Genomic DNA, 11,814 nt, shown 5'->3' with positions numbered 1-11,814 from the left:
AGGGGCCCCGCCACCGCGGGGCCCTTCCGGCAGCCGCGGCGGCGCGTCAGCCGGTGAAGCGGCCGAAGCGTCCCTTGTGGAAGAGGAGCGGGTCGCCCTCGCCGGCCGCGCCCATGGCCTCGACCCGGCCGACCACGATCAGGTGGTCCCCGCCGGTGTGCACGGCGTGGATGCGGCAGTCGATCCAGGCGGGCACGGCGTCGAGCTGCGGCGATCCGGTCGCGGGGGCGGGGGTGTGGCCGACCCCGGCGAACTTGTCGGCGCCGCTGACGGCGAAGGTCCGGCACAACGCGCCCTGCTCGGCGCCCAGGATGTTGACGCAGAACACCCCGGCGCGGGCGATCCGCGGCCAGGTGGTCGACGTACGGGCCACCATGAAGGTGACCAGGGGCGGGTCCAGGGAGAGCGAGGCGAAGGACTGGCAGGCGAAGCCGGCCGGCGCGTCCTCGCCCTCGGCCGGCGGGGCGGTGATGACCGTGACACCGCTGGCGAAGTGCCCGAGCACGGTCCGGAATTCGGCGGAGCTGACGGGAGCGCGTTCGCCCTCGCCGACGGCCCGCAGATCGGGGCGTGGCAGCACTTCGACGTGGCCCGGGTCCGGCTCCGACGAGGCGGACGTGGGGGAGCCGACCGACCTGAGGTATCGGACGACGGTGGCCGCCATCCCTGCGTGTCCCATCACGCTCCCGATTGAAGCTGACGGTGCGTCAGATGGGAAGGGGCGCGGGACGAGCGACCCGGGAAGGTGTATCGTCCGCATCGATTGAACATGTTCAATTGCGGGGTGGGGGTCATGGGGACGACAGAGGCGTACGGGCCGGAGCCGGTTCCGAAACGGGCTGCGGAACCGGCTCCGGCCGCGACGCGCGGCGGCAGGTGGTCACACCTGGCGACCGGGGCGGAGCTGGCCTTCATGGCGCAGCTCGTCGTGGCGGGAGCGGTCTTCCTCGCTACTGCCGGCATGCGCGATGACCACGGCACGGGCTTCGCGGGTGGCGCCCTCTCCTGGGCTCCCCGGGTGCTCCTCCTGGTGGTCCTGGCCGGGTACCTGCACTGGCTGCTGTTCACCCTGCCGGCGATGGCGCTGGCGCGGCTCCTGGGAGACCGGCGGTGGGCGGCGGTCCGGGCGGCGCTCGCAGCCGCCACGGTTTCCGCCGCCTACGCGTGGGGGGCCGTCTCCCTGTGGGACGTCCCGTTCGGCTGGTCGGTGGCCTGGGTCGCGGGCACCGGGGTGCTGCCGGTGACGGCGGCGTGGTACGCGCGCCACCGGTTCCTGCGGTGGGGCGCGATGGCGGCCCGGATCGGCGCCGTCACCGGGGCGGCCCTGCTCCTCACCGTGGTCGGCGGGCTCCTCCAGGAGCGGACCCGCTGGCACGCGTACGAGCCGCCCCGACTGGAGCGGAGCCGGTACGTCGGGGACTGGATCGGCGCCGGCGGCGCGTACCGGCTGCGGCTGGGCGAGAACGGCGAGGCGGTGGCCGAGAACCTGCCGCTGGTCGACGAGAACTCCGCGCTGTGGGACACGTGCTCGGGGACCGGGACGTGGACCTTCGAGCCGCGGCGCGAGAGCGGCCACCCGGCCTCCGGCGGGCCGCGGGACCGGGTCACGCTCACGGTCGCGGGCTGTGGCCGCCTCCGCGACTGGCAGGTCGCCGGCACGGCCGTCCGGCCCGAGCTGTTCGTCCTCACCGGCGATCCGGACGCCCTCTCGGTCATCACCATGCACCGCCCGTAGCGCGGGCCGCCGTTCGCCCGTACGGGTGAACCACTGCCCCGGCAGGACCGGTACGCCGGACAGCCCCGGGAGAGGTCGGCATCGTGGCCCCCGGCCCGATCCACCCGATCCACCGTCATCCAGGAGGACCCCCATGCTCGGCACCGATTTCCGCACCGGATCGCCCAACTGGCTCGACCTGGGAAGTCCCGACACCGACGCCGCCGCTGCGTTCTACGGCGCCCTCTTCGGCTGGCAGTTCGTCTCCGCCGGACCGGACACGGGCGGCTACGGATTCTTCCAGCTCGACGGCAAGACCGTGGCCGCGCTCGGCCCGCTCACCGAGGACGGCGCGAAGTCGGCGTGGATGGTGCACTTCAACAGCCCTGACATCCACAGCACCGTCCAGGCCGTCAAGAACGGCGGAGGCACGATCCGCATGGAGCCCATGGACGTCATGGGCGAGGGCTGGCTGGCCCAGGCCACCGACCCGCAGGGCGCTCAGTTCGCGATCTGGCAGCCGGGCAAGACCGCCGGGCTGGGACTGGCCTCCGCCGAGAACTCGCTGGTGTGGGCGGAACTGCACGTCCCCGACCCCGTCGCGGACATCGCGTTCTACAACGGACTGTTCGGGTGGCGCAGCCAGGAGATGCCGGCGCCCGGGATGACGTACCGGGTGCTCAGCATCGCTGACGGGGACCAGCAGGAAGGCTCCTTCGGCGGTGTCGCGCCGGCCCGGGGCGAGGGGCCCAAGGGCTGGGTGCCGTACTTCAACGTCCCGGACGTCGACGCCACCGTCTCGGCCGCCACCGCGAACGGCGGGTCGGTGCTGATGCCGGCGGCGGACGTGCCCCAGGTCGGCCGGATCGCCTTCCTCGCGGACCCGGCGGGGGCGATGTTCGCCCTGCTGAAGCCCGACCCGCGCATGTGAGTCCCCGCCGGGTCCGCGGCCGGCGGCCCGCGGCCTCGCGGCCCCGCACCCGCAGGCCCCGCAGCCGTACGGCCCCGCGGGCTGACGGCAGGGCCCGAGCGGGTCCCGGGTGGGTCAGGGCGGCGTCGCGGGCCGATGCCGTCGCCCGCGGCCCGCTCCTTCCCCCACCCGGCCCCACCCGGCCTACCCGGGCCTACCCGGCCCCGCTCAGCGGCCCGTGTACTTGGGCGACCGGCGTTCCACGAAGCTCGCCACCCCCTCGTTCGCATCGGCCGTGGTCATGTTGATCTCCTGAGCGGTGGCCTCGGCGGCCAGGGCGGCTGCCAGGTCGCCGTCCAGGGAGGCGTTGACCAGCTGCTTCGTCAGGGCCAGGGCGCGGGTCGGGCCCTCCGCGAGACGCTGTGCCCACTCCCGGGCGACGGCCGTCAGCTCCTCGTCGGGCACCACCTTGTTGACCAGACCGAGCCGCTCGGCCTCGACCGCCGCGAGGGCATCACCGAAGAACATCAGCTCCTTGGCCTTCTGCGGGCCGACCAGGCGCGGCAGGAGGTACGCGCCCCCGCCGTCCGGGACCAGGCCGCGGCGGACGAAGACCTCGATGAAGCGGGCGGATTCGGCCGCGACGACCAGGTCGCAGGCGAGCGCGAGGTGGGCGCCGATGCCGGCGGCCGTGCCGTTGACGGCTGCGACGACCGGCTTCTCGCAGTCCAGGACCGCCGTGATCAGGCGCTGCGCACCGAGGCGGATCATGCGGGCCACGTCACCGGCGATGCGTTCACCACCGACGGCGGGGCCCCCGCGCAGGTCGGCGCCCGCGCAGAAGCCCTTGCCGGTGGCGGTGATGACGACGGCCCGCACGGCGGGGTCGGCGGAGGCCTCTCCCAGGAGTGCGATGACACGCTCGCGCTGGTCCCAGGTCACGGCGTTCATGGCCTCGGGACGGTTCAGGGTGATCCACGAGACGCCGTGGTCGATGCGGTGCAGTACCGCCGCATCACGGTGATCCGGGGCGGGTTCGACACGGGGGGAGTCGGCCATGGACGTACTGCTCCAGTCAGGGACGGGGACGGGACGGTCACGGGGTGGTTCGGGCCGCGCGGGAGACGGTGACCGCCGGGGCCGGGGACCTGGCGGTCGTGGCCCGGGTCGGCCGCGGGGCCGCGGACCGAGGCCCGGGGGGCGTACCCCGAGGCCCGGGAGGCGAGTCGCCGAGCGGCAGCGTCACCGGCAGATCGCCAGCGCGTCCAGCGCCACCGCCCCCTGCCCCCGCGGGAGGACCATCAGCGGGTTGACGTCCAGTTCCGACAGCGAGTCGCCGAGTTCCAGCGCCATCCGCTGCACCCGCAGGACGACCTCGACCAGTGCGTCGACATCCGCCGGAGGCGCCCCGCGGACCCCCTCCAACAGGGCGTGGCCGCGCAGTTCGGTCAGCATCGCCCGGGCCTGCTCCTCGCCGAAGGGCGGGACGCGCACGGCCGCGTCGTGGAGCACCTCCACCAGGACCCCGCCCAGTCCCACCGTGACGGTCGGGCCGAAGAGGTCGTCCTGGGTCACGCCGACGACCATCTCCACCCCGCGCTCGATCATCTGGCAGACCAGGATGCCGTCGAGCGGAACGTTCTCGTAGCGCGCGATGTCCGTGAGCTCGCGGTACGCGTCCCGGATCTGGCTCGCGGAGGTCAGGCCGATCTTCACCAGGCCCAGTTCGGTCTTGTGGCCGAGCTGCGGTCCCGAGGCCTTCATCACCACCGGGTAGCCGACCAGGCCGGCGGCCCGGACCGCAGCCGCGGCGCTGGTCACCAGCTGCTCGCGCGGGACCCGTATCCCGTAGGCCCGCAGCAGCTGTTTCGCCGCGTGCTCGCTGAGCTGCTGGCCCGGGCGCATGAGCGCCTGCGCCTTGCGGTACGAGGGGGACGGGCTCCGCGGTGCGTCCTCGAAGGGGGAGCGGTACCCGGCGGTGAAGCGGTGGTGGCCGAGGTAGGCGCGGACGGCGGTGATGCAGTTGCCGAAGGTGCGGAAGGTGGCCACTCGGGAGGAGCCGAGCAGGGTGGTGCGGTAGGCCTCCTCGGTGCCGACCGGGGAGCCCCAGATCACGCAGATCAGCTTGTCGCTCTGCTCGGCCGCGTCCACCAGGTCTTGGGCGAGCTTGTCGCTCATGGGCGGGAAGGGGCCGGTGATCGGGCAGATCAGCACGCCCACCGAGGGGTCGGCGAGGATCGCGTCGATGATCTTCCGGCCGCGCCAGTCACCGACCGGGTGGCCGCCGTTGTCCACGGGGTTGGCGACGCTCAGGTACTCCGGGATCCACTGGTGGAGCTGGTCCTGCTTGGCCTGCGAGAGGGTGGGCAGGCGGAGTCCGGCCTCGGTCGCCAGGTCGGAGAAGTGGGCGCCGGTGCCGCCGGAGATGGAGTAGACGACGACCCCGTCGGCCAGCGGCTTGCGGGCCCGGGCGAGCAGGGCGGCGGTGTCCTGGAGCTCGTCCAGACCGTCCACGCGGATGACGCCGAACTGTCGCATCGCGGCGTCCACGACGGTGTCGGCGCCGGTCAGCTTCCCGGTGTGGGAGGCGGCCATCCTGGCCCCGGTCTCGGTGCGGCCCACCTTGACGGCGACGACGGGCACCCCGTTGCGGGCCGCCCGGTCGGCGGCGAGCAGGAAGGACCGGCCGTCCTTGAGGCCCTCCACGTAGCAGGCGATGGCACCGACCTCGGGCTGCTCGGCGAAGTAGGAGAGGAAGTCGGAGGTTTCGAGGTCGGCCTCGTTGCCCGTGGGAGCCCAGTGGGAGAGCCGGATGCCCAGCTCCTGGAGGGAGTAGACGGGCCGCCCCTGGTGGCCGGACTGGGTGATCAGCGCGATGGCCGGGCCGTCGAGGTCGTCCCGGAACTCCTGGAATGCGTTGAGGTTGGTGTTGGGGCCGAGGAGGCGGAGACCCGATCGCCGGACCGCGCTGGCGAGCCGGGCCTGGGCGGCGGCGCCCGCGTCGCCGGTCTCGGCGAAGCCGGAGGCGAAGGCGACGGCGAACTTCACCTTGGCCTCGGCCAGTTCTTCGACCACCGGCAGCGGGTCGGCGACGAGGAGGACGGCGAGGTCCACCTGTTCGGGCAGGTCGGCCACGGACGCGTGGCAGTCCAGCCCGAAGACGGTGGTGCGGGTGGGGTGCACGGGGTGGATCCGGGCGCCGACGCGCTCGGCCCAGGCGATGAGCTGGCGGGTGATGCCGGTGTTCGGTCTGCCCTCGGCGTCGGAGGCGCCGATGACGGCCACCGATTCGGGCCGGAAGAACCGGTCCAGGTCCGGCACATCGGCGTGCAGGGGCCGTCCGCTGACGTCCACCGCGACCGTGTCAGCATCGGACGGAGCCGCCGTGGAGTGGACGGCCGCCCTGGGGGTCTCCCCGCAGGCCTCGACACGTGCGCGGAAGTCGGTGGTGAGGGTGCCGTGAGTAGATCCAAGCATCGCTTCGCCCGCTCCTGCTCGATGAACCTCAATAACTGACGCTTAGTCAGATTACTGAACTGACGTGCCGTCAGGAACACTGCTGCGCAGGAAAGCTGGTGGAGGTGATGTGTGGAACGGTGACAGATCCCTTCCGGGCCGGTCCAGGCCCGGATTCGGCCTCATCTGCGGCGGACCGGAAGACCAGCAGACCGGCCGGCAGGCAGGCCGGAAGACCGGCAGGCCAGCAGGCCGGGCCCGGACGCCAACGGTCCGGTGCTGTGATCGGAAAGGTGCGGCGGGCCGGTGAACCCCTCCGGTCACACCACTGAGCGGTCTCCCCGAGCCCGCTTAGGCCAGGGGGTCGACCGGGCGCAGGCCGATGTCCGGCAGGTGGTCGGCTGCCGACCGGTCGGGCCGGACATCGAGGCGACGGGACAGGGACTTGGCGATCTTCTCCGCGTCCAGGGCCATCTCCCGGAACATGCCGCTGATGGGGTTGGAGAAACCGGTGAAGTACAGGCCGGGGGCCTGCGCGGGCGTACGGGCGCCGTGGGTGCGGGGCCGCCCGCGCCCGTCGAGCACGTCCAGGTGTCCGACGAGGCCCTCCAGGGCGCGGCGGTATCCGGTGGCCGCGACCACCGCCTCCGGTTCGATCCGCGAGCCGTCCGCGAGCACCACCTCGGAGCCCTCGAAGGAAGCGACGGCGGCGACCGGTTCCACCCGGCCGGCGCGCACCGCGTCGATCAGGCCGACGTCCTGCACGGGGATCGCGCCCTCCTTGACCCTGCTGTACAGGCCGGTGGTGGGGCGGGGGAGCCCGTACGGCGCCAGGTCGGGGACCGAGGCCTTGGCGACGAGCGCGCCGAGCCGGTCCACGAGCCGTACGGGCAGCCGCCGCACCAGGATTCCGGTGCGCTGGGCGGGCCAGCCCGCGGTGGAGCGGCGTACCACGTGCGGGGCGGTGCGCACGGCCAGCCGCACCCGCGCCGCCCCGCCCTCGGCCAGGTCGACGGCTATCTCGGCGCCGGTGTTGCCGGCGCCCACGACGAGCACGTCCCGACCTTCGTACGGCCGGGCGTTGCGGTAGTCGCGGGCGTGCAGCAGTCGGCCGGCGTACGTGTCCAGGCCCGGCCAGTCGGGCAGCGCGGGCGTGTGGTTGAACCCGGTGGCCACGACGACGGCCCGGGCGTCGAGCACCCGACCGCCGGTCGCGTGCAGGAGCCAGCCGTCCCCTCCGGGGGCGGGGTCCACCCGGGTCACCTCGACGCCGGTGACGAGCTCCAGCTCGTGGAACTCGGCGTACTTCTCCAGGTAGCGCACCACGTCGTCCCGCGAGACCCACCGGCCGAACCGACGCGGCATGGCCAGCCCCGGAAGGGCAGAGAGCCGGCGCGTGGTGTGCAGGTGGAGGCGGTCGTAGTGGTTGCGCCAGGAGGAGCCGACCGCGTCGGACTTCTCCACGACCACCGCGCGGACCCCGCGGGCGCGCAGCGCGGCGGCGGCGGCGAGACCGCCGGGTCCGGCGCCGATCACGTACACGGGGCGGGGTTGGGTGGTGGTCAGGTCGGGGGGTGTGGGGACTCCGGGCATGAAGTGTGAGCGTATCGACACACAGCGTTCATGGGTCTCGGACGAGGAGGGAATCGATTGCGGATCGATCACGACGGGCGGTCCGGGGTTCCGCGGGGCCTTGCGGGATCGTCCGCGATCCGCTGAACTGACGTACCGTCAGATCAATGGGTGAGGGTAGGTGGAGGCCGCCGATGCAGACCGTCTGGCTCAGTGGGGCCGAGTGGCTCGCCGTGCTCCGCATAGGCCTCGGCCTGTGGTGGCTGGAGAGCTGGCGGCACAAGGACAAGAAGGGCTGGTTCCAGCGCGGCACCGGCATCGCATGGGCGGCCGACGTCGCCGGCAAGCACCGCTGGGCCTTCGTCAAGGGCGGCTTCGAGAAGGTCGTGCAGCCACGCCCGCGGCTGATGGCGTACGTCGTCGTGTACGCGGAACTCGCCATCGGGCTGGGCCTGGTCGTGGGCTTCCTGACCCCGGTCGCGCTGGTCGGCGGACTGCTGCTGAACCTGCTCTACCTCGTGCTGATGATCCACGACTGGGCCGAACAGGGACAGAACGCGATGATGGCGCTCATCTCGCTCGTCGCGCTCCTCGCCATGGGCTGGCAGGCATGGTCCCTCGACGCGGCGACGGGACTGTTCCGGTGAGCGGCGCCGCGCGGTACGACCTGCCCGAGGCCGACGAGTTCACCCGCCCCTACTGGGACGCGACCGCCGAAGGACGGTTGCTGCTGCGCCGCTGCGCGGAGTGCGGGCGCGCCCACCACTACCCGCGGGAGTTCTGCCCCTTCTGCTGGGCGGGCGAGGACCGGGTGGTCTGGGAGCCGGCGAGCGGTCGCGCCACCCTCTACACCTGGTCGGTGGTCCACCGGAACGACCTCCCGCCGTTCGGGACGCGGGTCCCTTACACGGCGGCGGTGGTCGACCTCGCGGAAGGGCCGCGGATGATGACCGAGGTGGTGGACTGCGCCCCGGCCGACCTGCGCATCGGCATGCCGCTGGAGGTGACCTTCCGCGAGGTGGCGGCGGGCGTGTGCGTGGCGGTCTTCCGCCCGCAGTGAGCCGCCGCGGTCAGGGCCAGAGCAACTCGCGGGTCCAACCGGCGCCGTCCGGGGTGCGGCGGTAGCGCAGCCGGACGTGACGGCGCGCGGAGTCGCCCTGGAAGAACTCGACCTCGGCAGGCTCCAGCACGTACCGCGTCCACGTCGGGGCCGGGGCGTCCGGCTCGGCCCCGGCCCGTTCCCAGGCCGCCGCCGAGGCCCGTGCCAGCTCCTGCACGGAGCCGAGCACCTCGCTCTGCCGGCCGGTGAGCGCCGCCGCGAGCGCGCCGCGCGAGCGGACCGCCAGATCGGCCCGGCTCTCTTCCGGTCCACAGGCGGTGACCCGGCCGCGGATCCGGATCTGCCGGGCCACGGCCGACCAGTAGAACCCCAGCGCGGCGTCCGGGTGCCCGGCCAACTGCCGGCCCTTGGCGCTGGTGGCGTGCGAGGCGAAGTGCCAGCCGCGCGCGTCGGCGTCGTGCAGCATCAGGGTGCGTACGTCGGGTCGCCCGTCGGCGTCCACCGTGGCCAGGCTCATCGTGTGCGGCTCCGGTTGCCCCACCTCGGCGGCGTGCAGGAACCACTCCCGGAACAGCGCCAGCGGCTCGGCCGGCGCGGCCCCGGTGTCGAAGGCGGGGAGCGGGACGTCCCACACCCGCAGGGCGTGCAGGGTGGCCCGGAACGCGTCGGGTCCGTCCACGGCGAGGCTGCCGGTCTCCTGGGTCATGGCCCCAGGCTAATGCTGTGACCGGATCGGCAACCGGCTGCGCCCTCCCGCGTGCCAGCACGCGGGAGGGCGCAGCCGGCCCGGAGCCGGGGTCTACGAGCAGGCTCCGACGGACGGTCCGCTGAAGCCCCAGCCGGCGGCGATGGCGCTCACCTGGCGGGCACGGAGATCGGGGCGGGCGAGTTCGGCGCGGCACTCTTCGAGGCGGCGTCGGCGTATCCGGGCGTGGACGCTCTCCTCCTGGCCGTGAAAGAGGTGGTGGAGGGTGCGCACGGATATGTTGTGGTGGGCGGCGACCACCGAAGTAGCGCTCGGCCCCGGCCGTCCGGATCCGTCGATTCGGCCGAAACCCGGTGCAGCCGCACTGCCGTTCATATGATGTGCCTCCGTTTACCGGCTCATACCGGCTCACAGGTGGGGGCACCGATGCGCAGCGCCACGAGCAAGAGCGGCAGATCCATTCGGCGGGCGCTGGTTGCCCTGCTGGTGGCGGGGGTGGCCGTCGCGTGCGGCCCGGCCGAGAACGGCGGCCCGGCGCCTTCGCTGCCGCCGCCTTCCGCTTCCGCTCCGGTGGCGCCCGCGGAGCCGTCGCCCGCCGTGTCCGCCTCCCCGACCGTACCGGTCTCCGCATCGCCGACCCCGTCGGTTCCCCCGTCGGCCCCCGTATCGCCGACCGCGCAGGTGCCCACGCACGGGGCCGCCCCGACCGGTGGTCAGGAGTCGCCCGACGCCGAACCGTCCGCCCGGCCGAGGAGCGAGGCGCCCACCCAGCCCGAGGCCGTCGCCTGCGAGATCGTCTCCAACGCCGGGAACTGCTACAACGCCGGCCAGTTCTGCCGCAAGGCCGACCTGGGCCGGTCCACCCACGCCGCGAACGGCCGCCTCATCCACTGTCGCCTGGACGGCACCCAACCGCGCTGGCAGTACTGAGGCCCGGCGCGATCCGAAGGGGCGCGGGGGCGGTGCGGGGCGGCGCCGCCCCGTCCGCCCTCGCCCCGCTCGGCTACCCCGGCCCGCTCGGCCACCTCGCCCCGCCGCCTCGTCAGCTCCGCGACCGGCGCCGCGCCCCGCGGGAGTGCGCTACTCCCGACCCAGGATCACCGTCCCCGACGAGCAGAACCACCCTCCGGTGCCCGATGCCAGGGCCACCTGCGGTAGTCGGCCGCCCGGCTTCGTGACCTGGCCCGCACCGGCCTCGCCGCGGAGCTGGCGGACCGCCTCGACCAGCAGGAACAGGCCGCGCATGCCCGGGTGGCAGGCCGAGAGGCCACCGCCGTCCGTGTTGACCGGTAGTTCCCCGTCCCGCAGGAGGCGGCCCTTCTCCACGAAGGCCCCGCCCTCGCCCTTCGCGCAGAAGCCGAGGTCCTCCAGGGTGACCAGGGTCATGTACGTGAAGGCGTCGTAGACCTCCGCGACGTCCACGTCCGCCGGGGTGAGCCCGGCCCGTTCGAAGGCCAGCCGGCCCGACGTCGCGGCCGGGGACACCGTGAAGTCGTCCCATTCGGACATGGTGGTGTGCGAGACGGAGGTGCCGGAGCCCAGGATCCACACCGGGGCCTTGGCGGTGTCGGGGACGTAGTCCTCGGCCGCGAGCAGCACCGCGCAGCCGCCGTCCGAGCGGATGCAGCAGTGCAGCTTGGTGAAGGGGTCCGCGATCATCTCCCCGGAGAGCACTTCCTCCACCGTGATCGGGTCGCGGAACATCGCGTCCGGGTTGGTCGCGGCGTTCGCCCGGGCCTGGACGGCCACGGAGGCGAGTTGTTCGAGGGTCGTCCCGTACTCGTGCATGTGGCGCCGGGCGGCCATCGCGTACTTGGAGATCAGCGTGTGTCCGTAAGGGACTTCGAACTGCAGCGGGCCCCGCGCGCCGAACGAGAGGTTCGCGGTGCGTCGCCGCGCCTTGATGTCGGCGCGCGCCGTCGATCCGTACACCAGCAGGACGGCGTTGGCGTGGCCGGCCGCGATCGCGTCCGCCGCGTGGGCCGCCATGACCTCCCAGGTCGAGCCGCCCACCGAGGTGGAGTCGACCCAGGTGGGGCGCAGCCCCAGGTAGTCGGCCACCTCGACCGGGGCGAGCGTGCCGAGGCCGGCCGAGGCGAAGCCGTCGATGGCGGAGCGGTCCAGGCCGGAGTCGGCCAGTGCGCGCCGGGCGGCCTGCGCGTGCAGGGCGTACGGGGTGGGGCCGTCCACCCGGCCGCAGTCCGAGAGGGCGATGCCGACGACCGCGACCCTGCGGCGCCGGTCACGGGGCTCGGGCGGCGGTCCGGCCAAGGGTCCGGGGAGCGGTCCGGTCGCGGGTCCGGGCAGGGGGCCCGGGAGGGGTCCGGGCAGAGGTCCAGGCATGGGGCGACCGTACATCTGACGCTCTGTCAGTTTCTAGTGCGCGTGCGCCGGCC

Annotated in this window: 12 protein-coding genes; 5 read left to right on the top strand and 7 right to left on the bottom strand. The window is 73.6% G+C overall.

Annotation, left to right across the window (positions count from 1 at the left end; genetic code table 11):
* Positions 1-46: 46 nt before the first annotated feature.
* Positions 47-664, bottom strand: a complete 618-nt coding sequence (locus ABZZ20_RS18065) for a flavin reductase family protein (protein ID WP_356870896.1) — start codon at positions 662-664, stop codon at positions 47-49.
* 129 nt (positions 665-793) lie between these two features.
* On the opposite strand from ABZZ20_RS18065, the gene ABZZ20_RS18060 reads away from it, so the two are divergent.
* Together ABZZ20_RS18060 and ABZZ20_RS18055 are read left to right on the top strand one after the other, a co-directional pair.
* Entirely contained in the window at positions 794-1,735 is a 942-nt protein-coding gene (locus tag ABZZ20_RS18060; protein WP_356870539.1) for a hypothetical protein, read from the top strand.
* Between the two features lie 133 nt (positions 1,736-1,868).
* Positions 1,869-2,645: a VOC family protein gene (locus ABZZ20_RS18055; protein ID WP_356870537.1), complete on the top strand. Its 777-nt coding sequence runs from the start codon at positions 1,869-1,871 to the stop codon at positions 2,643-2,645.
* Positions 2,646-2,852: 207 nt separating this feature from the next.
* Here ABZZ20_RS18055 and ABZZ20_RS18050 read toward each other — a convergent pair whose 3' ends face one another.
* The 3 genes from ABZZ20_RS18050 to ABZZ20_RS18040 all read right to left on the bottom strand — a co-directional run bounded on the left by ABZZ20_RS18050 (position 2,853) and on the right by ABZZ20_RS18040 (position 7,673).
* A complete protein-coding gene (locus tag ABZZ20_RS18050; RefSeq protein WP_356870535.1) occupies positions 2,853-3,683 on the bottom strand; it encodes an enoyl-CoA hydratase-related protein in 831 nt (276 codons plus the stop codon).
* Between the two features lie 183 nt (positions 3,684-3,866).
* Positions 3,867-6,101, bottom strand: a complete 2,235-nt coding sequence (locus ABZZ20_RS18045) for an acetate--CoA ligase family protein (RefSeq protein ID WP_356870533.1) — start codon at positions 6,099-6,101, stop codon at positions 3,867-3,869.
* A gap of 330 nt (positions 6,102-6,431) precedes the next feature.
* Positions 6,432-7,673 carry an NAD(P)/FAD-dependent oxidoreductase gene (locus tag ABZZ20_RS18040; protein WP_356870531.1) on the bottom strand — a complete coding sequence of 414 codons (1,242 nt, stop codon included), beginning with the start codon at positions 7,671-7,673 and terminating at the stop codon, positions 6,432-6,434.
* Between the two features lie 173 nt (positions 7,674-7,846).
* Between ABZZ20_RS18040 and ABZZ20_RS18035 the strand changes: the two genes are divergently transcribed.
* On the top strand, positions 7,847-8,299 hold the full coding sequence (locus ABZZ20_RS18035; RefSeq protein WP_356870529.1) for a DoxX family membrane protein: 453 nt from the start codon (positions 7,847-7,849) through the stop codon (positions 8,297-8,299).
* A complete protein-coding gene (locus ABZZ20_RS18030; RefSeq protein WP_356870527.1) occupies positions 8,263-8,712 on the top strand; it encodes a Zn-ribbon domain-containing OB-fold protein in 450 nt (149 codons plus the stop codon). Before ABZZ20_RS18035 ends, ABZZ20_RS18030 begins: the two co-directional genes overlap by 37 nt.
* Before the next feature lie 10 nt (positions 8,713-8,722).
* On the opposite strand, the gene ABZZ20_RS18025 is transcribed toward ABZZ20_RS18030, so the two are convergent.
* Together ABZZ20_RS18025 and ABZZ20_RS18020 are read right to left on the bottom strand one after the other, a co-directional pair.
* A complete protein-coding gene (locus ABZZ20_RS18025) occupies positions 8,723-9,418 on the bottom strand; it encodes a pyridoxal 5'-phosphate synthase (RefSeq protein ID WP_356870525.1) in 696 nt (231 codons plus the stop codon).
* A gap of 93 nt (positions 9,419-9,511) precedes the next feature.
* Positions 9,512-9,793 (bottom strand): helix-turn-helix domain-containing protein, encoded by a 282-nt coding sequence (locus ABZZ20_RS18020; RefSeq protein WP_356870523.1) that lies wholly within the window; start codon positions 9,791-9,793, stop codon positions 9,512-9,514.
* A gap of 51 nt (positions 9,794-9,844) precedes the next feature.
* Here ABZZ20_RS18020 and ABZZ20_RS18015 point away from each other — a divergent pair, with 51 nt between their 5' ends.
* Positions 9,845-10,348 (top strand): hypothetical protein, encoded by a 504-nt coding sequence (locus ABZZ20_RS18015; RefSeq protein ID WP_356870521.1) that lies wholly within the window; start codon positions 9,845-9,847, stop codon positions 10,346-10,348.
* A 150-nt stretch (positions 10,349-10,498) separates the two neighbouring features.
* On the opposite strand, the gene ABZZ20_RS18010 is transcribed toward ABZZ20_RS18015, so the two are convergent.
* A complete protein-coding gene (locus ABZZ20_RS18010; RefSeq protein ID WP_356870519.1) occupies positions 10,499-11,761 on the bottom strand; it encodes an acetyl-CoA acetyltransferase in 1,263 nt (420 codons plus the stop codon).
* Between the last annotated feature and the right edge of the window lie 53 nt (positions 11,762-11,814).

It is taken from the genome of Streptomyces sp. NPDC006430 (assembly GCF_040612395.1).
Classification (GTDB): domain Bacteria; phylum Actinomycetota; class Actinomycetes; order Streptomycetales; family Streptomycetaceae; genus Streptomyces.
Note: the sequence above shows the minus strand (reverse complement) of the source record. Positions and strands in the feature narration are given on the sequence as shown.

What these genes read in the sequence shown, in the direction of transcription:
- ABZZ20_RS18065 (WP_356870896.1), bottom strand. Translation starts at nt 664, where the DNA reads ATGGCGGCCACCGTCGTCCGATACCTCAGGTCGGTCGGCTCCCCCACG.
- ABZZ20_RS18060 (WP_356870539.1), top strand. Translation starts at nt 794, where the DNA reads ATGGGGACGACAGAGGCGTACGGGCCGGAGCCGGTTCCGAAACGGGCT.
- ABZZ20_RS18055 (WP_356870537.1), top strand. Translation starts at nt 1,869, where the DNA reads ATGCTCGGCACCGATTTCCGCACCGGATCGCCCAACTGGCTCGACCTG.
- ABZZ20_RS18050 (WP_356870535.1), bottom strand. Translation starts at nt 3,683, where the DNA reads ATGGCCGACTCCCCCCGTGTCGAACCCGCCCCGGATCACCGTGATGCG.
- ABZZ20_RS18045 (WP_356870533.1), bottom strand. Translation starts at nt 6,101, where the DNA reads ATGCTTGGATCTACTCACGGCACCCTCACCACCGACTTCCGCGCACGT.
- ABZZ20_RS18040 (WP_356870531.1), bottom strand. Translation starts at nt 7,673, where the DNA reads ATGCCCGGAGTCCCCACACCCCCCGACCTGACCACCACCCAACCCCGC.
- ABZZ20_RS18035 (WP_356870529.1), top strand. Translation starts at nt 7,847, where the DNA reads ATGCAGACCGTCTGGCTCAGTGGGGCCGAGTGGCTCGCCGTGCTCCGC.
- ABZZ20_RS18030 (WP_356870527.1), top strand. Translation starts at nt 8,263, where the DNA reads ATGGTCCCTCGACGCGGCGACGGGACTGTTCCGGTGAGCGGCGCCGCG.
- ABZZ20_RS18025 (WP_356870525.1), bottom strand. Translation starts at nt 9,418, where the DNA reads ATGACCCAGGAGACCGGCAGCCTCGCCGTGGACGGACCCGACGCGTTC.
- ABZZ20_RS18020 (WP_356870523.1), bottom strand. Translation starts at nt 9,793, where the DNA reads ATGAACGGCAGTGCGGCTGCACCGGGTTTCGGCCGAATCGACGGATCC.
- ABZZ20_RS18015 (WP_356870521.1), top strand. Translation starts at nt 9,845, where the DNA reads ATGCGCAGCGCCACGAGCAAGAGCGGCAGATCCATTCGGCGGGCGCTG.
- ABZZ20_RS18010 (WP_356870519.1), bottom strand. Translation starts at nt 11,761, where the DNA reads ATGCCTGGACCTCTGCCCGGACCCCTCCCGGGCCCCCTGCCCGGACCC.